We start from the raw sequence: 23,111 nt of genomic DNA on the forward strand, positions 1-23,111 counted from the left end.
AGGAGTTGTGAACCAGGCTTAAGCGGGGAATATGGATCCCTTCACCTGGAGAACAATAATGATGAAACCAACGTTTTTGCGCTGGGTCGCCATCGCCGCGCTGATGGCAGGCGGTACATTTAGCGTGGCGGCCAACCCGCCAGCGGCGCCTCCGGTCTCTTACGGCGTGGAGGAAGATGTTTTTCATCCCGTGCGGGCAACCCATGGCATGGTTGCGTCAGTGGATGCGCTGGCAACAAAAGTGGGCGTCGACATTCTCAGGCAGGGCGGTAACGCGGTGGATGCAGCGGTCGCCGTCGGCTATGCGCTGGCGGTAACGCATCCGCAGGCGGGGAACCTGGGCGGCGGCGGCTTTATGATGCTGCGCACCAAAGATGGCAAAACCACCGCCATCGATTTCCGCGAAATGGCGCCTTCTCAGGCGTCCCGCGATATGTTCCTTGACGATCAGGGTAACCCTGACAGCAAAAAATCCCTGACTTCGCACCTCGCCACCGGCACGCCGGGCACCGTTGCGGGCTTCTCGCTGGCGCTGGAAAAATACGGCACGATGCCGCTGAACAAGGTGGTGCAGCCTGCCATTAAACTGGCGCGGGACGGCTTTGTGGTGAACGATGCGCTGGCGGACGATCTTAAGACCTACGGCAGCGAAGTCATTCCCAATCATGAAAACAGCAAGGCCATCTTCTGGAAAGACGGCGAGCCGCTGAAGAAGGGCGACAGGCTGGTGCAGAAGAACCTCGCCAAAAGCCTGGAGCTGATTGCGGAGCACGGTCTGGACGCCTTCTACAAAGGGGCGATTGCCGACCAGATTGCCGAAGAGATGCAAAAGAATGGAGGGCTCATCACCAAAGCGGATCTGGCGGAATACAAGGCGGTGGAGCGCGAGCCGATTAGCGGCACCTATCGCGGATACGAGGTATTTTCCATGCCGCCTCCGTCCTCCGGTGGGATCCACATCGTGCAGATCCTCAACATTCTTGAAAACTTCGATATGCACAAGTTCGGCTTCGGCAGCGCGGACGCCATGCAGGTGATGGCGGAAGCGGAAAAACGCGCCTACGCCGACCGTTCGGAATATCTCGGCGATCCGGACTTCGTGAAGGTGCCGTGGCAGGCGCTGACCAACAAGGCGTATGCCAAATCCATTGCCGATCAGATCGACATCAACAAGGCTAAACCGTCGAGCGAGATCCGCCCCGGCAAGCTGGCGCCGTATGAAAGCAACCAGACCACCCACTTCTCGGTGGTGGATAAAGACGGTAACGCGGTGGCGGTGACGTACACGCTCAATACCACCTTCGGCACCGGGATTGTGGCGGGCAATAGCGGCATTCTTCTGAACAACGAGATGGATGACTTCTCTGCCAAGCCGGGCGTGCCGAACGTCTACGGGCTGGTCGGCGGCGATGCGAATGCGGTGGGGCCGAAGAAACGTCCGCTGTCGTCCATGTCGCCCACCATTGTCGTGAAAGACGGGAAAACCTGGCTGGTGACCGGAAGCCCTGGCGGCAGCCGTATTATCACTACCGTGCTGCAGATGGTGGTGAACAGCATCGACTTTGGCATGAACGTCGCCGAAGCGACAAACGCTCCGCGTTTCCATCACCAGTGGCTGCCGGACGAGCTGCGCGTGGAGAAGGGCTTTAGCCCGGACACCATCAAGCTGCTGGAACAGCGCGGGCAGAAGGTGGCGGTGAAGGAGGCGATGGGCAGCACCCAGAGCATTATGGTGGGGCCAGACGGGGCGCTGTTTGGCGCGTCGGATCCGCGGTCGGTGGATGATTTGACGGCGGGGTATTAACGTGTTGTTGCCGGGTGGCGGCTTCGCCTTACCCGGCCTACGTTTATCATTCCCTCTCCCAGTGGGAGAGGGTTAGGGTGAGGGCAACAAACTACTTCATTCGCGCCATATAGTACGCATCCACATACTCGCCGTTGCGCAGGGCAAATTTCCTGCCGGTCCCTTCGATTTCAAAGCCAAAATGTTTATAGAGCGCAACAGCCGCTGGGTTATCGGCAAAGACCGTCAGTTCGATACGTTCGATGCGCAGCCAGTTGTCGCACAGATTAACCATTTCGCTCATGAGCCTGCGGCCTACGCCGCGACCCTGCATATCCGCTGCCACGCTGATACCGAATGTGGCAACGTGGCTGCGACGCGGGTTTTCCATCACGTCCAGCGCCATGTGCCCAATGACGCGCTTTTCCAGACAGGCAACAAGATGGCGTCGACCTGGTTTTGTCGCAACGCGTTCGTGCCACATTTCCATTGAGGGATGAGGGAGCTGTAGCGTGTCGTGATACACATCAGGATGCGACATGATGTCGCGCAAAGCTTCTGCATCGCTGGGTTCGATGTGGCGTATCACTATCTCACTCATTCCTTATTCCTCAGTCAGTTAAACGTCCCTTCCAACATCAATGACTTTAAAATTTGAGTCAACCGCTATTTTTTGCAAAAAGTATTGGACAAGTGCGAATGAGAATGATTATTATTGCTCTGCATTCAGGAAGACCGCTACGGGAACCTGAAAGCACGACATTGCTCACATTGCTTCCAGTATTACTTTAGCCAGCTTTTAGCTGGCTTTTTTTTTGTTATGGTTAGACTCAGTAACCTTCCAAAAGGACTGAGCCATGACACTACATTGCGCATTTATTGGATTTGGTAAAAGTACGACCCGTTACCACCTGCCGTATGTTCTCAACCGTAAAGACAGCTGGCACGTCGCGCACGTCTTCCGCCGCCGCGCGAAGCCGGAAGAGCAATCCCCGCAGTATTCTCATATCCATTTCACCAGCGATCTTGATGAAGTGCTTAACGACCCGCAGGTCAAACTGGTTGTCGTCTGCACCCACGCCGACAGCCATTTTGACTATGCCAAACGCGCGCTGGAAGCGGGTAAAAACGTGCTGGTGGAAAAACCGTTCACCCCGACCATCGCCGAAGCAAAAGAGCTGTTCGCGCTGGCGAAAAGTAAAGGCCTCACCGTTACGCCGTATCAGAACCGTCGCTTTGACAGCTGCTTCCTGACGGCGAAAAAGGCGATTGAAAGCGGCAGGCTTGGCGACATTGTGGAAATCGAAAGCCACTTCGATTACTACCGTCCGGTAGCGGAAACCCAGCCCGGACTGCCGCAGGACGGCTCGTTCTTTGGTCTGGGCGTGCATACGATGGACCAGATCATCTCCCTGTTTGGCCGACCGGATCATGTCGCATACGACATCCGCAGCCTGCGTAACAAAGCTAACCCGGACGACACCTTTGAAGCTCAGCTGTTCTACGGCGACCTGAAAGCCATCGTCAAAACCAGCCATCTGGTGAAAATTGACTACCCGAAATTTATCGTTCACGGCACCAAAGGCTCGTTCATTAAGTACGGCATCGACCAGCAGGAGACCAGCCTGAAGGCCAACATCATGCCGGGCGAACCGGGTTTTGCGGCGGATGACTCCGTGGGTGTGCTGGAATACGTAAACGATGAGGGCGTCACGGTGAGAGAAGAGCTGAAACCGGAAATTGGCGACTATGGCCGCGTCTACGATGCGCTGTATGAAACCCTCACATCCGGCACGGCGAATTACGTCAAGGAATCTGACGTTCTGACCAACCTGGAAATCCTCGAGCGGGCCTTCGAGCAGGCTTCTCCTGCCACGATAACCCTCGCGAAATAAGCAAAAACGGCTCCTCTGCGCTTATTCATAATTTTTGAACAGAGGAGTCAATTTTCACCCTCTATGATCCCAGGCCGTTTGCGTCCACACTTACTCCATCGAAACGAACTGAGGGTGAAACAATGATCTACTTACGCAAAGCAAACGAACGTGGTCACGCGAATCATGGCTGGCTGGACTCATGGCATTCATTCTCGTTTGCCGACTACTACGACCCGAACTTCATGGGCTTCTCCGCACTGCGCGTGATTAACGACGACGTGATTGATGCAGGCCAGGGCTTCGGCACGCACCCGCACAAAGACATGGAAATCCTGACCTATGTGCTGGAAGGGGCGGTGGAACACCAGGACAGCATGGGCAACAAAGAGCAGGTTCCGGCGGGCGAGTTCCAGATTATGAGCGCGGGTACCGGGGTGCGTCACTCCGAGTACAACCCGAGCAAAACGGAAAAACTGCACCTGTATCAAATCTGGATCATTCCAGAAGAGACCGGCATCACGCCGCGCTACGAGCAGCGCCGCTTCGACGCGAAACAGGGCAAACAGCTGGTGCTGTCCCCGGACGCGCGTGAAGGTTCCCTGAAGGTGCATCAGGATATGGAACTGTACCGCTGGGCGCTGGCGAAAGACGAACAGTCTGTGCACCAGATTGCCGCCAACCGCCGCGTCTGGATCCAGGTGGTGAAAGGTGAAGTGTCCATCAACGGCACCAAAGCGACAACCGCCGATGGCCTGGCCGTCTGGGATGAGCAGGCGCTCTCCGTGCATGCCGACAGCGAAAGTGAAATTCTGCTGTTTGACCTGCCGCCGGTGTAATAAATCATAAATAAATGCCCATCCTTCCCTTTGACAGGGGAAGGATGGGCTTTGTCCGTGATAAACTGAGCAAATCTCTCACTTCAAGATTTCTCAGGACGATGAAAAAGAAACGCCCCGTACTTCAGGATGTCGCCGATCGCGTCGGTGTGACCAAAATGACGGTCAGCCGTTTTTTACGTAACCCGGAACAGGTTTCCGTGGCGTTACGTGGCAAGATTGCCGCTGCCCTTGATGAACTGGGTTATATTCCCAACCGCGCGCCAGATATTCTCTCCAATGCGACCAGCCGCGCGGTGGGCGTCCTGCTTCCTTCCCTGACCAACCAGGTTTTCGCCGAAGTTTTGCGCGGCATTGAAAGCGTCACCGATGCTTTTGGTTATCAGACCATGCTCGCCCACTACGGGTACAAGCCGGAACTGGAAGAGGAACGTCTTGAATCGATGCTTTCCTGGAACATCGACGGCCTGATTTTAACCGAACGTACCCACACTGCCCGCACGCTCAAAATGATTGAAGTGGCCGGTATCCCGGTGGTGGAACTGATGGACAGCCAGTCGCCGTGCCTCGACATCGCCGTGGGGTTCGATAACTTCGAAGCGGCGCGGCAGATGACGGCGGCCATCATTGCCCGCGGTCATCGCCATATTGCCTATCTGGGTGCGCGTCTTGATGAACGTACTATCATCAAACAGAAGGGATACGAGCAGGCGATGCTCGACGCGAACTTAACCCCGTACAGCGTGATGGTGGAGCAGTCCTCCTCCTATACGTCGGGTATTGAGCTGATGCGTCAGGCACGACGCGAGTATCCGCAACTGGACGGTATTTTCTGTACCAACGATGACCTGGCGGTTGGCGCGGCGTTTGAGTGCCAGCGTCTGGGGCTCAAGATCCCTGATGATATGGCGATCGCCGGTTTCCACGGCCACGACATCGGCCAGGTGATGGAGCCGCGTCTGGCGAGCGTCCTGACCCCGCGTGAACGTATGGGCCGCATTGGCGCAGAACGCCTGCTGGCGCGCATTCGTGGCGAGACGGTGACCCCAAAAATGTTAGATTTAGGTTTCACCTTGTCACCGGGTGGATCTATTTGAACTGACAAATTTGAAGTAGCTCACACTTATTCACTTCGCGCACGTTTGGATATTGCTTCTCTTTTGCCCCGGCAGGACAATGTTACCGATAACTGTTACCCGTAACAATTGACTGAGGGACACCCTTTGAGCACGACTAATCACGATCACCACGTCTACGTCCTGATGGGCGTTTCCGGTAGCGGGAAATCAGCCGTAGCCAGCGAAGTGGCGCATCAACTCCAGGCTGCGTTTCTTGATGGCGACTTCCTCCATCCGCGCAGCAATATCATGAAAATGGCCTCCGGCGAGCCGCTGAACGATGACGACCGCAAGCCGTGGTTGCAGGCGCTGAATGACGCCGCGTTCGCTATGCAGCGCACCAACAAAGTCTCCCTGATCGTCTGTTCCGCGCTGAAAAAAACCTACCGCGACCTGCTGCGCGACGGCAACCCGAACCTCTCTTTCATCTACCTGAAAGGGGATTTCGAGGTGATTGAAAGCCGCCTGAAGGCGCGTAAAGGTCACTTCTTCAAAACCCAGATGCTGGTGACGCAGTTCGAAGCGCTGCAGGAGCCGGGTGAAGACGAGAAAGACGTCTTAGTGGTTGATATCGATCAGTCACTGGAGGGTGTTGTTGCCAGCACCATCGAGGTCATCAATAAAAGGCAGTAAGTTTTGAGTACATTAACGCTAGTTTTGACAGCAGTGGGTTCGGTATTGCTGCTGCTGTTTTTAGTGATGAAGGCGCGTATGCACGCCTTTGTTGCTTTGATGGTGGTTTCTATAGGTGCAGGTCTCTTTTCCGGTATGCCGCTCGATAAGATCGCCGCGACGATGGAAAAAGGGATGGGCGGCACGCTGGGCTTCCTGGCGATTGTGGTCGCGCTGGGCGCGATGTTTGGCAAGATTTTGCACGAGACGGGGGCGGTCGACCAGATTGCCGTCAAGATGCTGAAATCCTTCGGCCACAGCCGCGCGCACTACGCGATTGGTCTTGCGGGACTGATTTGCGCGCTGCCGCTGTTCTTCGAAGTGGCCGTTGTGCTGCTGATAAGCGTCGCGTTCTCCATGGCGCGCCATACCGGTACTAACCTCGTGAAGCTAGTCATTCCGCTGTTTGCGGGCGTGGCGGCGGCTGCAGCGTTTCTGCTGCCGGGGCCTGCGCCGATGCTGCTGGCATCCCAGATGCACGCCGACTTTGGCTGGATGATCCTGATTGGCCTGTGCGCGGCAATTCCGGGGATGATTATTGCCGGCCCGCTGTGGGGCAACTTCATCAGCCGTTACGTTGAGCTGCATATTCCGGATGACATCACCGAGCCGCACCTGGGCGAGGGCAAAATGCCATCCTTCGGCTTCAGCCTGTCGCTTATCCTGCTGCCGCTGGTTCTCGTGGGTCTGAAAACCATCGCCGCGCGCTTTGTGCCGGTGGGTTCCAGCGCCTACGAATGGTTCGAGTTTGTCGGTCACCCGTTCACGGCGATCCTGGTGGCCTGTCTGGTGACGATTTACGGCCTGGCAATGCGTCAGGGGATGCCAAAAGACCGGGTGATGGAGATCTGCGGCGCAGCGCTGCAGCCGGCGGGTATTATCCTGCTGGTGATCGGCGCCGGCGGCGTGTTCAAGCAGGTGCTGGTGGATTCCGGCGTGGGTCCGGCTCTGGGCGAAGCGCTGACCGGGATGGGCCTGCCGATTGCGGTAACCTGCTTCGTGCTGGCTGCGGCGGTGCGTATCATCCAGGGTTCCGCAACCGTGGCGTGCTTAACCGCCGTGGGTCTGGTGATGCCGGTGATTGAACAGCTGAACTACTCCGGTGCGCAGATGGCCGCGCTGTCTATCTGTATCGCGGGCGGTTCGATTGTGGTCTCTCACGTTAACGACGCGGGCTTCTGGCTGTTCGGTAAATTTACCGGCGCTACCGAAGCGCAAACCCTGAAAACCTGGACGCTGATGGAAACCATCCTCGGCACGACGGGTGCGATTGTCGGGATGATTGCTTTCACACTGCTGAGCTGAATGCGGTGATTTAACAAGGCTCAAAAATAAGGCCCGGTAGCGTTAACGCTTACCGGGCCTTTATATTTTGCAGAACGCCAGGCCGGGTCAGGTGAAATCACCACCCGGCTTTTTCACATCACTCGCCCTGCGTCGCGCTCTCGATCGTCAAGCGAACGTCCGAGGTGATCAGTTCGGCCAGCATCTGGTACACCTTCAGCGTCTCTTCCGGCTCGGCATCGCCCGTATCGCTGATGTAGCCTTCGTCACGCAGCGTCAGGACCAAAGAGCTGAAGACCGCTTTGTCGAAGAACTCCGGGGCGTTAATGCCGTGCAGAACGGACAGGCGCTGTGCCAGCGTCCGGCTCTCTTTCTCCAGCGTGCCGCGGTTGATAGACGGGTTCGCACTCAGCAGCCAGAACGTAATGGCGTAGCGCTGCAGCGTTTCACGCGCACCAGCCGCCAGCAGTTGCAGTGTACGGGAACGCGACGGATTGATGTGCAGCTCGTCGTTTGAAACGGTGATCAGCCCCTGACGACGCAGCTCTTCCGTCAGTTTGTCCAGTTCGCCCGCCAGCTCGTCTTTGCTCCAGCGCAGGAACAGCTCCGCTTTCAGCATCGGATAGAGCGTCTCAACGTGACGCAATAGCTCCTGACGCGAAATACGGCGATGCTGGGTGATGATAGCCGCCATGAGCGACGGCAGCATCAGCATATGGGTGATGTTGTTGCGGTAGTAGGTCATCAGCACTGCCTGCTCGCGCGGCAGAATGATGATGTCGCCGATCGTGTCCTTTTCGACTTCAAACTTGTTCATCTGCAGCGCGTGATCGATAAGCTCACTGGCGGTAGCAGAAGGCACGGTTGAATCAACGGAATACGGCACGTTGCGCATCATGTCCAGATAGCAATCCAGCTGCTCCGTGAGCTGTTCGCGGGTCAGAGAACGCTGACGCGAAGCCAGAAGCGCCGTACAGCACAGGTTCATGGCGTTAGCCGCACCGGCGTTGTTAATGCGCACCATCAGCTCGGACGCGATGCCGTTGACCGTTGGCGTCAGCCAGGCCGGACGAATCGCTTCGATAGGATCGATGGATTCGCGCCACTCGGGAACGTGATGGTTCAGGTACGTCATCAGCGGCATCGGTTCGCCGAAGTTCACGTAGCCCTGACCGAGATTGCGTAGCTTGCTCAAGCCGCGCAGCATCTGCGGCAGGCTCTCTTTCTCTTTGGTCGCACCGCGCAGCTCTTTGGCGTACGTGCCCACTTCCATCACGTGCTCATAGCCAATGTAGATTGGCACCAGCGTGATTGGACGGGTTCCTCCGCGCAGCATCGCCTGAATGGTCATCGACAGCGTGCCGGTCTTCGGATCGAGCAGACGTCCGGTACGGGAACGACCGCCCTCCACGAAGTACTCAACGGAATAGCCGCGGCTGAACAGCTCGCCCAGATATTCGCGGAACACGGTGGAGTAGAGCTTGTTGCCTTTGAAGGTGCGACGGATAAAGAACGCGCCCAGGCGGCGGAAAATCGGACCTGCTGGCCAGAAATTCAGGTTGATACCGGCAGCAATATGTGGCGGTACCAGCCCCTGGTGATAGAGCACGTAGGAAAGAAGCAGGTAGTCCATGTGGCTGCGGTGGCAGGGAACATAGACAATCTCATGGCCATCGTGCGCCAGCTGGCGTACGCGCTCGGCGTTATGAACGTTGATGCCCTGATACAGGCGGTTCCAGGTAAAGCCGAGAATACGATCCGACAGGCGAATCATCTCGTAAGAGAAGTTCGCTGCAATCTCTTCCATCAGCGCAATGGCGTTCTGCTGGGCTTTCTCATGCGATATTTTCTTGCTGCGCGCTTCGTCTTCAACGGCGCGTGCAATCGCTTTGGAGGCCAACAGCTTGTTGAACAGATCCTGACGCGCCGGGAGACGCGGCCCTACGGCAGCCAGGCGCTGGCGGGCGAAGTGCATACGCGCCACGCGCGCCAGTTTTTGCGCGATGATCTTGTCGGTGCCGTGCTCGTCCGCCATTCGACGCAGCGAAACGGAAGGGGAGAAACGCACAAAGCTGTCGCGTCCCAGCCAGGAGACCGCGAAGAACTTCTGGATGCCGTTAAGCATACGCAGCGGCGGGTTTTCCTCACCTTTTTCACGGCCCGGACGACGACCAAACATCACCGATACCGGCACCATCTGTACATCCAGATCGGGGTTGCTGCGGTGCAGGTCAAGATAGTCGTGGAACAGCTTGATGGACTCTTCTTTTGGCGTGTAGTAGGTAAACACGCGCGGTCCACCGTGAATGAACACGTAGCGCGGCAGTAAAGAGCCGTCAACTTCAAGCGGTTCAAGCGGGTCAGGTAAGTCATGCGCCAGACACTGGGCGCGAAGCGTCAGTAAGTCTGCCTTCGAGTTATAAGGCAAAACGTACATAATAGGACGCGACGTATCGAGCCCCAATTCCAGCGCGGGTTCTGCTGGGATAGACTTGCTTTTTACCAGGATGCTTAATGGTAAATTAAGTAATTTGTAGTAAATTCGTGGCCAGCCGGACATAAACGATGTAAAGCCTCTGGTTAATAATGCAATTGCGGCGCAAGGATAACAGAAAGCGCGCAAAATTTCTGTTGTTACCCGTCATACTTCAGGCTGTAGCGAAACGCGCTACAGTTCCTGTTACTGACGCTTTTTTTCATAAAAGGTTCTTTTAATGGCCAATAATACCACTGGGTTAACGCGTATCATCAAAGCCGCCGGCTATTCATGGAAAGGTTTCCGTGCCGCGTGGATCAACGAAGCTGCCTTTCGCCAGGAGGGCGTCGCCGCTATCATCGCGGTGATCGTCGCCTGTTTCCTTGATATTGATGCTATTACCCGCGTACTTCTAATCGGTTCCGTGCTTCTGGTGATGATAGTGGAAATTCTTAATAGCGCTATTGAGGCCGTTGTTGATCGCATAGGTTCAGATTTCCATGAGCTTTCTGGCCGCGCAAAAGACATGGGCTCTGCTGCCGTGCTGCTGGCGATTATCACTGCTGTTATCACCTGGGTCACGCTGCTTTGGTCACATTTCCGATGAGCCTCGAGGAATAATTAAGTCCCTGGTTTTTTGTGCAGTTTTTGGTTCCAAAATCGCCTTTGACTGTATATACTCACAGCATAACTGTATATACACCCAGGGGGCGGAATGAAAGCGTTAACGACCAGGCAGCAAGAGGTGTTTGATCTCATCCGGGATCATATCGGCCAGACGGGTATGCCACCCACGCGTGCGGAAATCGCGCAGCGTCTGGGCTTCCGTTCTCCGAATGCTGCTGAAGAACACCTGAAAGCGCTGGCGCGTAAAGGCGTGATTGAGATTGTTTCAGGCGCGTCACGCGGTATCCGCCTGCTGGTGGAAGAAGAGACGGGCATTCCGCTGATAGGCCGTGTTGCTGCCGGTGAGCCTTTACTGGCACAGCAGCATATTGAAGGCCACTACCAGGTCGATCCTGGCATGTTCAAACCGAGCGCTGATTTCCTGCTGCGCGTCAGCGGTATGTCGATGAAAGACATCGGTATTCTTGACGGCGATCTGCTTGCAGTGCACAAAACGCAGGATGTGCGTAACGGCCAGGTGGTTGTCGCGCGCATAGATGATGAAGTCACCGTCAAGCGTTTGAAAAAACAGGGGAACACCGTTCAGCTACTGCCTGAAAACAACGAGTTCTCCCCGATTGTGGTCGATCTCCGCGAACACAACTTCTCTATCGAAGGACTGGCGGTTGGGGTCATTCGCAACGGCGAATGGCTGTAACCTCTTCCTGACAGGCTATGGCGCCGCTGTAGCCTGCTTCATTCTCGACTCCCGGTATTTTTCATGTCACTGCTGACGGCATCCGATAAGGCATTGTGGCGTCTTGCTCTGCCGATGATTTTCTCCAATATTACTGTTCCCTTGCTGGGTCTGGTCGATACTGCCGTTATTGGCCATCTTGATTCGCCGGTTTATCTTGGCGGCGTGGCGATTGGCGCGACGGCAACCAGTTTCCTGTTTATGCTGCTGCTCTTTTTGCGCATGAGCACCACCGGGCTCACGGCACAGGCTTATGGTGCAAAAGATCCGCTGCGCCTGGCACGCGCGCTGGTCCAGCCGCTGATTCTTGCGCTTGGTGCGGGAGCATTAATCATTGTATTGCGTGCGCCCCTGATCGACCTTGCGCTCCATGTTGTCGGCGGCAGCGAGGCGGTACTGGCTCAGGCGCGCCGTTTCCTTGAAATCCGCTGGCTCAGCGCGCCCGCCTCGCTGGCAAACCTGGTTCTGCTGGGTTGGCTACTGGGCGTGCAGTACGCCCGTGCGCCAGTGATTTTGCTGGTGGTAGGCAACCTTCTCAACATTGTGCTGGATGTCTGGCTGGTAATGGGCCTGCATATGAACGTGCGGGGCGCGGCGCTGGCGACGGCAATTGCCGAATACGGGACCTTTATCATTGGCTTGTGGATGGTCTGGCGCGTGCTGGCGATGCGCGGGATCTCCCTGACGCTGCTCAAAACCGCATGGCGCGGCAATATCCGTAAGCTGCTGGCCCTTAACCGTGACATCATGCTGCGCTCGCTGCTGCTTCAACTCTGCTTCGGCGCGCTGACGGTTTTCGGGGCCCGACTGGGGCCAGAAATTGTCGCGGTCAATGCGGTATTGATGACGCTGCTTACCTTTACCGCCTACGCGCTGGATGGCTTTGCCTATGCGGTAGAAGCGCATTCGGGCCAGGCGTACGGTGCGCGTGAAAGCGGGCAGCTGCGGGACGTCTGGCGGGCAGCCTGCCGCCAGTCTGGACTGGTGGCGCTGGCGTTCGGCCTGGTTTACGCCTGCTTTGGTGAGCAGATTGTTGGATTGCTGACGTCTATCCCTGCGCTGCGCGAACTGGCGAGTCACTATCTCATCTGGCAAGTCATCTTACCGGTGGTTGGTGTCTGGTGTTATCTGCTGGACGGCATGTTTATTGGGGCGACGCGCGGAGCTGAAATGCGTAACAGCATGGCTGTTGCGGCCGTAGGGTTCGGCCTGACGCTGCTGACGCTTCCCTGGCTGGGTAATCACGGTTTGTGGCTGGCCCTGGCCGTTTTCCTCTCGCTGCGTGGGTTATCGCTGGCTTTTATCTGGCGGCGCCACTGGCAGAACAATACCTGGCTCCCCTCGCGGCACGATATATCGTAACGGTTAAAGATTCCGAATATGAAATCAACTGCCGAGTCCTTAACTACAATAATTATCACGTCCAGCAGAAAAGAACGTAACGGACGTTACGACCCGACGCTTAACTAAGAGGACTCGATGATGAATAAAGACGAAATCGGCGGCAACTGGAAGCAGTTCAAAGGTAAAGCGAAAGAACAGTGGGGTAAGCTGACTGATGACGATATGACCGTCATTGAAGGTAAACGCGATCAGCTTGTCGGTAAAATCCAGGAGCGTTACGGCTACGCGAAAGACCAGGCGGAAAAAGAAGTGGGCGACTGGGAAAAACGCAACGACTACCGCTGGTAACCGGGCTATACCCGCAAGTACAAGGAAGTACACCCTGAGGGCGGCCATGAGCCGCCTTTTCTTTTGCCGTTAACGCGGTTTTTTCTTCACAAGAATAGAGTGGTCGTGCTGACACGCGTCCTGATGACGACAGGCTTCCACTTCCACGCAGGCAGAACACAGCCCGTGCGCTTCAATTACGTTATGACGCAGGGCAAACCCCATTTTCGCTGCCAGCGTATGCATAATATCTTCCACGCCTTCCGCAGCCTCTTCTTTCACCACGCCGCATCGGTCACAGATAAACATCGCCGATGTGTGGGTGGGCTGATCGAACAGATGGCACAACACATAGCTGTTTGTGGACTCAACTTTATGCACGAATCCTTGTTCCAGCAGGAAATCCAGGGCGCGATACACGGTCGGTGGTTTCGCCTGCGGCTCGCTTTCGCGGAGCAGGTCGAGCAGATCGTAGGCGCTGATGGCACCCTGCTGCAGGCTCATCAGACGTAAGACTTCAAGGCGCTGCGGAGTCAGGCGCACATTGCGTTGGGCGCACAGCTTTTCGGCCTGCGCTAACAGCTCTTTTGTGGACTTATCCATTTAGCACCCCGGATGTTATAGGACGGAAACCCCCACTTTATCATGTTCTGGTAAAAACGCCGAGATCCGCCAGTCTGTGCTATACCTGACCCATTACAAACCGGGAAATAAACAATGAAAAAACCTGACTGTATTCGGCACTGGCGCGACGTAGAAGGCGCGGATGATTCGACCTATCCCGACAGCGACGAGCTGTTTTCTATCGGTGCCCCGCTAGCGCGCAAGCTTGGGCTCGGGCGCATTGGTATCCATCATGAGCGTTTACCGCCCGGGCGCAGGACGTCCTATCCGCATGCGGAAAGTGATGAAGAAGAGTTCGTTTATGTGCTCGAAGGTCATCCAGATGCGTGGATCAATGGCTATTTATGGAAACTTGAACCGGGCGACAGCGTGGGGTTCCCTGCCGGAACCGGTATTTGCCACACCTTTATCAACAACACGGACGAAGAGGTGCGGTTGCTGGTCGTTGGCGAGGCCAACAAGAAGCACAACCGCATCTACTATCCGCTCAACCCGGTGTATGCCGCCACGCGTGAGGATCGCTGGGTAGATCACCCGCCCCAGTTTTTTGGACCGCATGATGGAAAACCTGGGAAAAAATAATTTCCTCTTCTATAAATATTGAGGGCCGTCACAAAATATAACAGGCCGTAAGGGAGTTTTACTTAGGGATAGAAATAGCGGGTCTTTTACTACTTATTCACAGCAATAGTTCGTTCCTGTTTGGGTGATAACAGACAGGGGTTATTTCATAACAGACTATAACGGGCATACTGTGAAAAAATATTTTAAATTTTCGGTGGTGAGTATCGCTGTTTCCTTGTTTATGGCAAATCAGGCGGGAGCAGCCAATACCTGGACAGAATCACGGAGTGACGCAATGGGTGGCACTGGCGTTGCCTCCGGGAGCTATGGTAGCGGGGCGTTAATCAACCCCGCGTTGCTGGCAAAGGCAAAACCGGACGATGATGTGACGGTCATTTTGCCGGCCGTTGGCGTCCAGGTGACGGATGAGGACAATCTTCAGGATGAGATTGATACCATCAACGACAAAATCAATCACTATAAGGATGTGGTTGATAACCTTACGCCAATTCAGGTCATCACCAATCCGTTAGGTTCCATTAATCAATTCCAGGGCGCGGCCAAAGATCTGGCCGATGAGCTGGACTATCTCAAGGGCAAAACCGCACGCGCGACGGCAGGCGCTGGGCTTGCCGTGAGTATTCCTAACGATGTGCTTTCCGTGGCCTTTATGGCGAAAGGGTACGCCCATGGCCGGGTGAGTTCGTCTATCGATCAGCAAGATATTGATTACCTGCGCGGTATTCAACGAAGCAACGTGGTGGCTGCCGGTGTTGCCCTGGACGCTGCGCTGAACGGCACGGATCAGATCACTAAAAACCTCAACTCAACGGCGTCTGGCCGTGCGGCGATTGTGTCCGACTACGGCGTTGCCATTGCCCGTCAGTTTGACCTCGGCGGCGTCCCGGTTTCCGTAGGGGTAACGCCAAAGCTGCAAAAAACCTGGGTCTATAACTACACCACGTCAATCTACGATTACGACAGTAACAAGTGGAACGACAGCCGCTACCGCACGGACGACACGGGCTTTAACGTCGATGCCGGTATTGCGGCTGATTTCGGCGAGAACTGGACGGTCGGCGTGAGCGGCCAAAACCTGATGTCGCGCGACATCGACACCAAAGATATTCGTATCCGCAACGGCCGTACGGGGGAAGTGGTGAGCTATAAAGACACCTATCAGATCCGTCCGCTGGTAACCGCCGGTGCCGCCTGGCACAACGACCTGGTGACGCTGACCGCCGATGGCGATCTGACGGAAACCAAAGGCTTCAAGAGCGAAGATACGTCGCAGTACGTTGGTGTCGGTGCCGAGGTTACGCCGCTCAGCTGGCTGGCGGTGCGTGCGGGTTATCGCGCGGACGTGAAGGGTAACGACAGCAACGTCTTTACCGGTGGTGTCGGTTTCGCACCGTTCAGCACCGTTCATGTTGACCTGATGGGCCTGTACGGCGAGGACGAAACCTGGGGCGCCGGGGCTCAGCTGAGCATGACGTTCTAAAGTCCACCGGAGGCGCTGCGCCTCCGGCTTTTCTTTGTGCTATAGTAGCGCCCCCTTTTCCACCAGATGCTTAAAACTTCGCCATGTCGTCAGAATTACAGACCGCTTTCCCTGCACACCGTTTCTCCATTGCGCCGATGCTCGACTGGACGGACAGACACTGCCGCTACTTCCTGCGCCAGCTCTCCCGCCATACGCTGCTGTACACCGAAATGGTGACCACGGGCGCAATCATTCACGGGAAGGGCGACTATCTGGCCTATAGCGAAGAAGAGCATCCGGTTGCCCTGCAGCTGGGCGGCAGCGATCCGGCCGCGCTGGCGCAGTGCGCGAAGCTGGCGGAAGAACGCGGCTACGACGAGATCAACCTTAACGTTGGCTGCCCGTCCGACCGCGTGCAAAACGGCATGTTTGGCGCCTGTCTGATGGGGAATGCACAGCTGGTAGCGGACTGTATCAAGGCGATGCGCGATGTGGTCTCCATTCCGGTCACGGTCAAAACCCGCATCGGCATTGACGACCAGGACAGCTACGAATTCTTGTGCGACTTTATCAGCACGGTATCCGGGAAAGGCGAATGCGAGATGTTTATCATCCACGCGCGAAAAGCCTGGCTCTCCGGCCTCAGCCCGAAAGAGAACCGTGAGATCCCGCCGCTGGACTATCCGCGCGTGTATCAACTAAAGCGTGACTTCCCGCACCTGACGATGTCCATCAACGGTGGCATCAAGTCGCTGGAAGAGGCCAAAGCGCATCTGGAACATATGGATGGCGTGATGGTCGGGCGCGAGGCGTATCAGAACCCGGGCATTCTGGCGACGGTCGATCGCGAAATCTTTGGCATCGAAGGTGCGGACACCGATCCGGTTGCCGTCGTGCGTGCGATGTACCCTTACATTGAGCGCGAGTTGAGCAATGGCACGTATCTCGGCCATATCACCCGCCATATGCTTGGCCTGTTCCAGGGTATTCCGGGCGCGCGCCAGTGGCGCCGCTACCTGAGCGAGAATGCGCATAAAGCCGGAGCCGATATTGAGGTGCTGGAACATGCGCTGCGACTGGTGGCAGACAAGCGATAACTTTCGCTAAAAGTTCGTCAAATTCACCACGCCCTGCGAACGTTCGCGGGGCGTTTTGCTTTAATAACAACAGGTTAATGCTGGCATGATTCTTGTAATGCTTACGGCATTACTCGGGAACTCGTGGGAGAGCACCATGCTGGAACTACTTTTTGTGATTGGCTTTTTTGTCATGCTGTTAGGGACAGGCGTTTCGCTGCTCGGCATTCTGGCGGCTATCGTGGTGGCGACGGTGGTCATGTTTATTGGCGGACTGTTTGCGCTGACGATCAAACTGCTGCCGTGGCTACTGCTGGCCATTGCGGTTGTGTGGGTGATTCGGGCGATTAAAGCGCCAAAAGTGCCCAGTTATCAGCGCAATAACCGCTTCCGTTACTAAGGTATTGAGGGGTTCGTCACATACTTGTAACTTTTCCGGCGGCATGGCTTAGAACAGAATAGGATTTAGTTATCGAATCTGTCACTATGACTGCCGTTAAAGAATTCATCGAGCTGTACCCTACATACAGCCGAACTAAAAAAAGAAAGGGCTTCCCACGGGAAGCCCAATTTCTTTTTGGGACTCAGGGAATCAACAAGCTCGACCCCTGCGTCGCCCGGCTCTCCAGCACCTCATGCGCGCGCTGCGCATCGGTCAGCGCGAATTTCTGCGCATCTGACACATCCACTTTGATGACGCCGCTGGCGATCAGCGAGAACAGCTCGTTGCTGGCTTCCTCAAGTTCTTCCCGGTTGGTGATGTATCCTTGCAGGGAAGGGCGAGTCACATACAGCGAACCTTTCTGATTCAGAATACCGAGGTTAACGCCGGTTACCGCGCCTGACGAATTGCCGAAGCTGACCATCAGACCACGGCGCTGCAGACAGTCCAGCGACGCTTCCCACGTGTCTTTCCCCACCGAGTCATACACTACGCGCACTTTTTTGCCGCTGGTGATCTCCTTCAGCCGCTCAACAATGCTCTCTTCACGATAGTTAATCACCTGCCAGGCGCCCGCCTGCAGCGCGCGCTGCGCTTTTTGTGCATTTCCGACGGTGCCGATCAGCTTCGCGCCCAGTGCCTTTGCCCACTGACAGGCGATGAGCCCGACGCCACCCGCTGCGGCATGGAACAGGAACTGCTCGTCGGGCTTAATTTCATAGGTTTTGCGCAGCAGGTAATAAACCGTCAGACCTTTCAGGAACGAGGCCGCCGCCTGCTCAAAAGAGATAGCGTTAGGCAGCAGGGCGGCTTTATCCGCCGGAACGTTGTGAACGGAGCTGTAAGCGCCCAGCGCAGACTGCGCGTACACCACGCGGTCGCCCTCTTTAATATGCTTAACCGCGCTGCCCACTTTGACGACGACACCGGCCGCCTCGGTGCCCAGGCCGCTCGGCATTGACGGCGGCGGGTAGAGACCGCCGCGAATATAGGTGTCGATGTAGTTTATGCCGATGGCTTTGTTTTCAACCTGCACTTCGTTTTCGCCAGGCGCGGTGGGGGTAAACTCCACCGCTTTGAGTACGTCCGGCCCACCGTGTTTCTGGAATTCAATGCGCGTTGCCATGCTCCCTCCGTAAGAAAAATATGGTAATCTTTCGAACCACTCTTTATCTCGGTAACTCCATTCACTATGGCAGGAAACAAACCCTTCAACAAACAGACTGAACCTCGCGAGCGTGATTTCCAGGTCGCAGGGTTAAAAGTCCCGCCGCACTCGATTGAAGCGGAACAGTCGGTGTTGGGCGGTTTAATGCTGGATAACGAGCGCTGGGACGACGTCGCCGAGCGCGTCGTCGCGGAAGATTTCTACACCCGCCCGCACCGCCACATCTTTACCGAAATGGCGCGTCTGCAGGAGTCGGGCAGCCCGATCGACCTGATAACGCTCGCGGAATCGCTGGAGCGTCTTGGTCAGCTCGACAGCTGCGGCGGGTTTGCCTATCTGGCGGAACTGTCAAAAAACACGCCTAGTGCGGCGAACATCAGCGCGTATGCCGATATCGTGCGCGAACGTGCCGTCGTCCGCGAGATGATTTCGGTGGCGAATGAGATCGCCGAGGCCGGTTTTGATCCGCAGGGGCGCACCAGCGAAGACCTGCTCGATCTGGCTGAATCCCGCGTCTTTAAAATCGCCGAAAGCCGCGCCAATAAAGACGAAGGCCCGAAAAACATAGCCGATGTCCTCGACGCCACCGTGGCCCGTATCGAACAGCTGTTCCAGCAGCCGCACGATGGCGTCACCGGCGTGAACACCGGCTATGACGATTTGAACAAGAAAACCGCCGGTCTGCAGCCGTCGGATTTGATTATCGTCGCCGCACGTCCGTCGATGGGTAAAACTACCTTTGCGATGAACCTCGTCGAAAACGCGGCGATGTTGCAGGATAAGCCGGTGCTGATCTTCAGCCTTGAGATGCCCTCCGAGCAGATTATGATGCGTTCTCTGGCGTCGCTGTCGCGCGTAGATCAGACCCGCATTCGTACCGGCCAGCTCGATGATGAAGACTGGGCGCGCATCTCCGGCACCATGGGCATTCTGCTGGAAAAACGTAACATCTATATCGATGACTCGTCCGGCCTGACGCCGACGGAAGTGCGCTCCCGCGCGCGCCGCATTGCCCGTGAACACGGTGGCATCGGCCTCATCATGATCGACTACCTTCAGCTGATGCGCGTCCCGTCGCTTTCCGACAACCGTACGCTTGAGATTGCGGAGATTTCCCGCTCGCTCAAGGCGTTAGCCAAAGAGCTGCACGTACCGGTAGTCGCGCTGTCGCAGCTGAACCGCTCTCTGGAACAACGTGCCGACAAGCGCCCGGTCAACTCTGACCTGCGTGAGTCCGGCTCCATCGAGCAGGATGCCGACTTAATCATGTTTATCTACCGTGATGAGGTTTATCACGAGAACAGCGACCTGAAAGGGATCGCCGAAATTATTATTGGTAAACAACGTAACGGCCCAATCGGGACGGTGCGTCTGACCTTTAACGGACAGTGGTCGCGTTTCGACAACTATGCCGGTCCTCAATATGATGATGAGTAATTTCTAAGGAATTCAAATGCAAGCGGCAACTGTTGTTATTAACCGCCGCGCTCTGCGACACAACCTGCAACGTCTGCGTGAACTGGCGCCTGCCAGCAAGCTCGTTGCAGTCGTGAAAGCGAACGCTTACGGACACGGTCTTCTTGAGACCGCGCGAACGCTCCCCGATGCCGACGCCTTTGGCGTCGCCCGTCTTGAAGAAGCCCTCCGCCTGCGCGCGGGCGGTATTACTCAACCCATACTGCTCCTCGAAGGCTTTTTCGAAGCCAGCGATCTGCCGACCATTGCTGACCAGCATCTGCATACCGCGGTACATAACGAAGAACAGCTAACCGCACTCGAAACCGCCGAACTGAGCGAGCCGGTGACCGTCTGGATGAAGCTCGACACGGGCATGCACCGTCTGGGCGTGCGTCCGGAAAGCGCGGAAGCGTTTTATCAGCGTTTATGCCGGTGCAAAAACGTGCGCCAGCCGGTGAATATCGTCAGCCACTTCGCCCGTGCCGATGAGCCCGAGTGCGGTGCGACCGAGCGGCAGCTGGATATCTTTAACACCTTCTGCGAAGGCAAGCCGGGGATGCGCTCGATTGCGGCATCCGGCGGGATTCTGCTGTGGCCGCAGTCGCATTTCGACTGGGCGCGACCAGGCATTATTCTCTACGGCGTGTCGCCGCTGGAGAACAAACCCTGGGGGCCGGACTTTGGCTTCCAGCCGGTCATGTCGCTGGTCTCTAACCTGATTGCCGTGCGTGACCATAAAGCGGGCGAGCCTGTGGGCTACGGCGGTACCTGGACCAGCGAGCGTGACACCCGTCTCGGCGTAGTGGCGATGGGCTATGGTGACGGCTATCCGCGCGCCGCACTGTCGGGTACGCCGGTTCTGGTCAACGGTCGCGAGGTGAAGATTGTTGGCCGCGTGGCAATGGACATGATTTGTGTCGATCTGGGGCCTGAAGCCCAGGATAAGCCCGGTGACGATGTGGTGATGTGGGGCGAGGGGCTGCCCGTCGAACGTATTGCTGAAATTACGAAAGTGAGTGCTTACGAACTTATCACGCGCCTGACGTCAAGGGTGGCGATGAAGTACATCGACTGAGACTCGCAGATAGTCGTCCAACGGCATTAGCTGCCGTTGGACGCATAACGTTTATTTCAACACGTTATAGATCGCCTGATTAGTCAAATAATCCGACGCGAGCCCTGACTCCGGACTGAAGCGCGAACCCTGGATGGACGAGAACCGTTTTCCGGTGCTGCCCAGCGAGACATAGCGCTCCCCCCCATCGTTTTCCGAAATGGTGTACACCTTTTTCTGCATCTCGGCGAATAGCGGAGCGTTGCGCTGAATGGCCTGATGCAGTTCCAGCAGCTGCACCCCATCCAGATTGAGCTTTTTATCCAACGTGACGCCCCATCTTTGCAGGCAAACTTCTGCGAAATGACGCACGATCGTGCCGGGCTCATGGACCACTTTTTCCCCGCTATTCCCATTGGCCGAAGCATTCCCTACCAGCGTAGCGTGGCGACCAGACATGGGATAAATATGGACTTTTGTCGCGCTATCGGTCTGCGGAATGACGCACGAGAAACCTTTTGATCGCTCATGTCTGGCATAGAAAGCCACATACTCCTTCACGTTGCTGCCCAGAGTAACTTTGTCCGCCTGGAAATTACCCATGCCCGGAACCGGATCGACCGCAAAAATATTCACCGGAATCGTCGTTAAAAGGGGATCGGCCAGCATTGCATTGGCAAGCATATGACAGCTAATTCCGCCCCGGCTCCACCCAACAAGGTTCACCTGAGTGGGCAGGATCTGCCCCTGACGGAAGGTTTTGATGATTTGCTGCTGCAGCGCCTGCTGGGTCACTTTACGATCGCCATAGTCATATTTGCGCCACCAAAAGGAACCGGTAACCTCAACGTCCTGAATCGGTACGCCCGCCTTTTTAAGCTGCTCATAGTTTTCTTTTGTGAGCTTCTCACGCTGCCAGTCAACGTGTCCTTTGATAATATTGATCGCATGCTGAACATTCTCATTCCAGCCGCTGCCCAGAAGCTGGGCGCGAAGCTGAGAATATTCTCCGCTTTTGACCCAAAGCTCATCGCTTTGTAGATTGCCGCTACCCGGACCATCAAGAATGACCCATTCGGCGAACTCTTTACCCTTATTATTGGCTGCCAGAGAAGAGATGAGCTCGCCGTTCCAGTAATTAGTATGAGACTCATCAAATTTATTAGATCCAGTACCACAGAAATACACTGTTAGTATTGTCATAAATGACCTCATTGAAATATTAATATGTAGGTAGATGGCACGCGTGCAGTTAAATAATACGTGTCAACAATTTTTCGGGGAATATGCTATTAAGCCCAGGCTGTTTTTGATAATGATAAGATCGTTTTTAATTAAATATGGCTATGTCTAATGTGTAGTGCTGCTTAACTTTTTGCTTTGGGTATATGACATTTGCCTTATGCCGAATGCTGTTTTTACAGTTTTGTAATAGCACGCATACTTAATTTCGGAATAAGTTGGTTGAATAACCTAAGAAAATAGATTTCACACGGGGTTATGCTACGATGAATATATTAATGATCGATGAATTACCGATCTTCATTCACGGTATGAAAACAGAGCTGGAACGCGTAATGCCGGAATGCACTGTTTTTGCAGCGAACAATTTTGAAGATGCGCACGCAATTTTAACCTCTATGCCGGTCAGCATTATTTTGCTGGATGGTGAAATGAAGTGCCGTGATTTTATCACTAATTTGATGATAAACTGGCCTGAGCTACCGATCGTGGTGATGTTACGAAAAACGACGGATAAGATATTCAACTTCTACATCCGCCAAAGCATTAAGGGCATTTTTACCAAGGATCTCCCCGCCGAGAAAATCAGCCAGATACTTTGCATGGTCTCCTCGGGGGTGGTCTGTTTTCCGGAGCAAGCCGTGGTCCAGCGAGAACAACCCACTGGCGGTTTGCCAATCTATTCCCTGAGTCGTCGGCAGAAGGAAGTTCTTAAGCTGCTGGCGAATGGAGGAACAAATAAGCAGATCAGCCGGCAATTGAATATCAGCGCAGGTACGGTCAAAGTGCATCTGGAATCCATCTTTCACCGACTACAGGTCAACAATCGGACACAGGCCGCAATGCTCTATTTTAAATATATGTCTAATTAGCCGCTTTTCAGCAAAGTGAAGGGCTGCAGTCAAAATGCGTTAAAAGAA

Annotated in this window: 22 protein-coding genes; 17 read left to right on the forward strand and 5 right to left on the reverse strand. The window is 55.4% G+C overall.

The genetic code is table 11. The annotated features are described in order from the left end of the window. Positions 1-58: 58 nt before the first annotated feature. Positions 59-1,804 (forward strand): gamma-glutamyltransferase, encoded by a 1,746-nt coding sequence (gene ggt / locus ACOTZB_RS20200; protein ID WP_421628350.1) that lies wholly within the window; start codon positions 59-61, stop codon positions 1,802-1,804. A gap of 91 nt (positions 1,805-1,895) precedes the next feature. On the opposite strand, the gene yhhY is transcribed toward ggt, so the two are convergent. Next, positions 1,896-2,384, reverse strand: coding sequence for an N-acetyltransferase (gene yhhY, locus ACOTZB_RS20205; protein ID WP_199028102.1), 489 nt, complete (start codon positions 2,382-2,384; stop codon positions 1,896-1,898). A 256-nt stretch (positions 2,385-2,640) separates the two neighbouring features. Between yhhY and ACOTZB_RS20210 the strand changes: the two genes are divergently transcribed. The 5 genes from ACOTZB_RS20210 (at position 2,641) to gntU (ending at position 7,591) form a co-directional block, all read left to right on the forward strand. Continuing rightward, the gene (locus tag ACOTZB_RS20210; protein ID WP_421628353.1) at positions 2,641-3,678 is read left to right on the forward strand and encodes an oxidoreductase; all 1,038 of its coding nucleotides are present in this window, start codon (positions 2,641-2,643) and stop codon (positions 3,676-3,678) included. A 122-nt stretch (positions 3,679-3,800) separates the two neighbouring features. Next, positions 3,801-4,496 (forward strand): pirin family protein, encoded by a 696-nt coding sequence (locus ACOTZB_RS20215; RefSeq protein ID WP_003861565.1) that lies wholly within the window; start codon positions 3,801-3,803, stop codon positions 4,494-4,496. A gap of 101 nt (positions 4,497-4,597) precedes the next feature. After that, a complete protein-coding gene (gene gntR / locus ACOTZB_RS20220) occupies positions 4,598-5,593 on the forward strand; it encodes a gluconate operon transcriptional repressor GntR (protein ID WP_021242747.1) in 996 nt (331 codons plus the stop codon). A gap of 126 nt (positions 5,594-5,719) precedes the next feature. Then, positions 5,720-6,247 (forward strand): gluconokinase, encoded by a 528-nt coding sequence (gene gntK / locus ACOTZB_RS20225; protein ID WP_008503362.1) that lies wholly within the window; start codon positions 5,720-5,722, stop codon positions 6,245-6,247. A 3-nt stretch (positions 6,248-6,250) separates the two neighbouring features. After that, on the forward strand, positions 6,251-7,591 hold the full coding sequence (gntU, locus tag ACOTZB_RS20230) for a gluconate transporter (protein ID WP_421628355.1): 1,341 nt from the start codon (positions 6,251-6,253) through the stop codon (positions 7,589-7,591). 118 nt (positions 7,592-7,709) lie between these two features. On the opposite strand, the gene plsB is transcribed toward gntU, so the two are convergent. Further along, positions 7,710-10,130 (reverse strand): glycerol-3-phosphate 1-O-acyltransferase PlsB, encoded by a 2,421-nt coding sequence (gene plsB, locus ACOTZB_RS20235; protein WP_421628357.1) that lies wholly within the window; start codon positions 10,128-10,130, stop codon positions 7,710-7,712. A gap of 154 nt (positions 10,131-10,284) precedes the next feature. Between plsB and ACOTZB_RS20240 the strand changes: the two genes are divergently transcribed. From ACOTZB_RS20240 to ACOTZB_RS20255, 4 genes are all read left to right on the forward strand, one after another. Beyond that, on the forward strand, positions 10,285-10,653 hold the full coding sequence (locus tag ACOTZB_RS20240) for a diacylglycerol kinase (RefSeq protein ID WP_023310038.1): 369 nt from the start codon (positions 10,285-10,287) through the stop codon (positions 10,651-10,653). Positions 10,654-10,761: 108 nt separating this feature from the next. Further along, positions 10,762-11,370 (forward strand): transcriptional repressor LexA, encoded by a 609-nt coding sequence (gene lexA, locus ACOTZB_RS20245; RefSeq protein WP_023310039.1) that lies wholly within the window; start codon positions 10,762-10,764, stop codon positions 11,368-11,370. A 63-nt stretch (positions 11,371-11,433) separates the two neighbouring features. Next, positions 11,434-12,771: an MATE family efflux transporter DinF gene (gene dinF, locus ACOTZB_RS20250; RefSeq protein ID WP_421628360.1), complete on the forward strand. Its 1,338-nt coding sequence runs from the start codon at positions 11,434-11,436 to the stop codon at positions 12,769-12,771. Between the two features lie 120 nt (positions 12,772-12,891). Further along, entirely contained in the window at positions 12,892-13,101 is a 210-nt protein-coding gene (locus ACOTZB_RS20255) for a CsbD family protein (RefSeq protein ID WP_014830284.1), read from the forward strand. Between the two features lie 69 nt (positions 13,102-13,170). On the opposite strand, the gene zur is transcribed toward ACOTZB_RS20255, so the two are convergent. Further along, entirely contained in the window at positions 13,171-13,683 is a 513-nt protein-coding gene (gene zur, locus ACOTZB_RS20260) for a zinc uptake transcriptional repressor Zur (RefSeq protein ID WP_008503369.1), read from the reverse strand. 114 nt (positions 13,684-13,797) lie between these two features. Between zur and ACOTZB_RS20265 the strand changes: the two genes are divergently transcribed. The 4 genes from ACOTZB_RS20265 (at position 13,798) to pspG (ending at position 17,227) form a co-directional block, all read left to right on the forward strand. Continuing rightward, on the forward strand, positions 13,798-14,286 hold the full coding sequence (locus ACOTZB_RS20265; RefSeq protein ID WP_214577514.1) for a cupin domain-containing protein: 489 nt from the start codon (positions 13,798-13,800) through the stop codon (positions 14,284-14,286). A 223-nt stretch (positions 14,287-14,509) separates the two neighbouring features. Then, entirely contained in the window at positions 14,510-15,769 is a 1,260-nt protein-coding gene (locus ACOTZB_RS20270) for a conjugal transfer protein TraF (protein ID WP_421628414.1), read from the forward strand. 83 nt (positions 15,770-15,852) lie between these two features. Beyond that, positions 15,853-16,848, forward strand: coding sequence for a tRNA dihydrouridine(20/20a) synthase DusA (dusA, locus tag ACOTZB_RS20275; RefSeq protein WP_214577512.1), 996 nt, complete (start codon positions 15,853-15,855; stop codon positions 16,846-16,848). Positions 16,849-16,984: 136 nt separating this feature from the next. Then, entirely contained in the window at positions 16,985-17,227 is a 243-nt protein-coding gene (pspG, locus tag ACOTZB_RS20280) for an envelope stress response protein PspG (RefSeq protein ID WP_421628415.1), read from the forward strand. Positions 17,228-17,411: 184 nt separating this feature from the next. On the opposite strand, the gene ACOTZB_RS20285 is transcribed toward pspG, so the two are convergent. Next, on the reverse strand, positions 17,412-18,395 hold the full coding sequence (locus tag ACOTZB_RS20285) for a quinone oxidoreductase (RefSeq protein ID WP_421628363.1): 984 nt from the start codon (positions 18,393-18,395) through the stop codon (positions 17,412-17,414). Positions 18,396-18,461: 66 nt separating this feature from the next. Here ACOTZB_RS20285 and dnaB point away from each other — a divergent pair, with 66 nt between their 5' ends. Both dnaB and alr read left to right on the forward strand, forming a co-directional pair. Next, entirely contained in the window at positions 18,462-19,874 is a 1,413-nt protein-coding gene (gene dnaB / locus ACOTZB_RS20290; RefSeq protein ID WP_023310046.1) for a replicative DNA helicase, read from the forward strand. Positions 19,875-19,890: 16 nt separating this feature from the next. After that, the gene (gene alr, locus ACOTZB_RS20295) at positions 19,891-20,970 is read left to right on the forward strand and encodes an alanine racemase (protein WP_421628365.1); all 1,080 of its coding nucleotides are present in this window, start codon (positions 19,891-19,893) and stop codon (positions 20,968-20,970) included. Positions 20,971-21,021: 51 nt separating this feature from the next. Here the strand turns inward: alr and ACOTZB_RS20300 are convergent, their stop codons facing one another. Next, positions 21,022-22,152, reverse strand: coding sequence for a hypothetical protein (locus ACOTZB_RS20300; RefSeq protein ID WP_421628367.1), 1,131 nt, complete (start codon positions 22,150-22,152; stop codon positions 21,022-21,024). 317 nt (positions 22,153-22,469) lie between these two features. On the opposite strand from ACOTZB_RS20300, the gene ACOTZB_RS20305 reads away from it, so the two are divergent. Further along, entirely contained in the window at positions 22,470-23,063 is a 594-nt protein-coding gene (locus tag ACOTZB_RS20305; protein WP_421628369.1) for a LuxR C-terminal-related transcriptional regulator, read from the forward strand. Positions 23,064-23,111: the final 48 nt, after the last annotated feature.

The organism is Enterobacter cloacae complex sp. SHL020 (assembly GCF_049236945.1).
In the GTDB taxonomy this organism is placed as follows: domain Bacteria; phylum Pseudomonadota; class Gammaproteobacteria; order Enterobacterales; family Enterobacteriaceae; genus Enterobacter; species Enterobacter dykesii.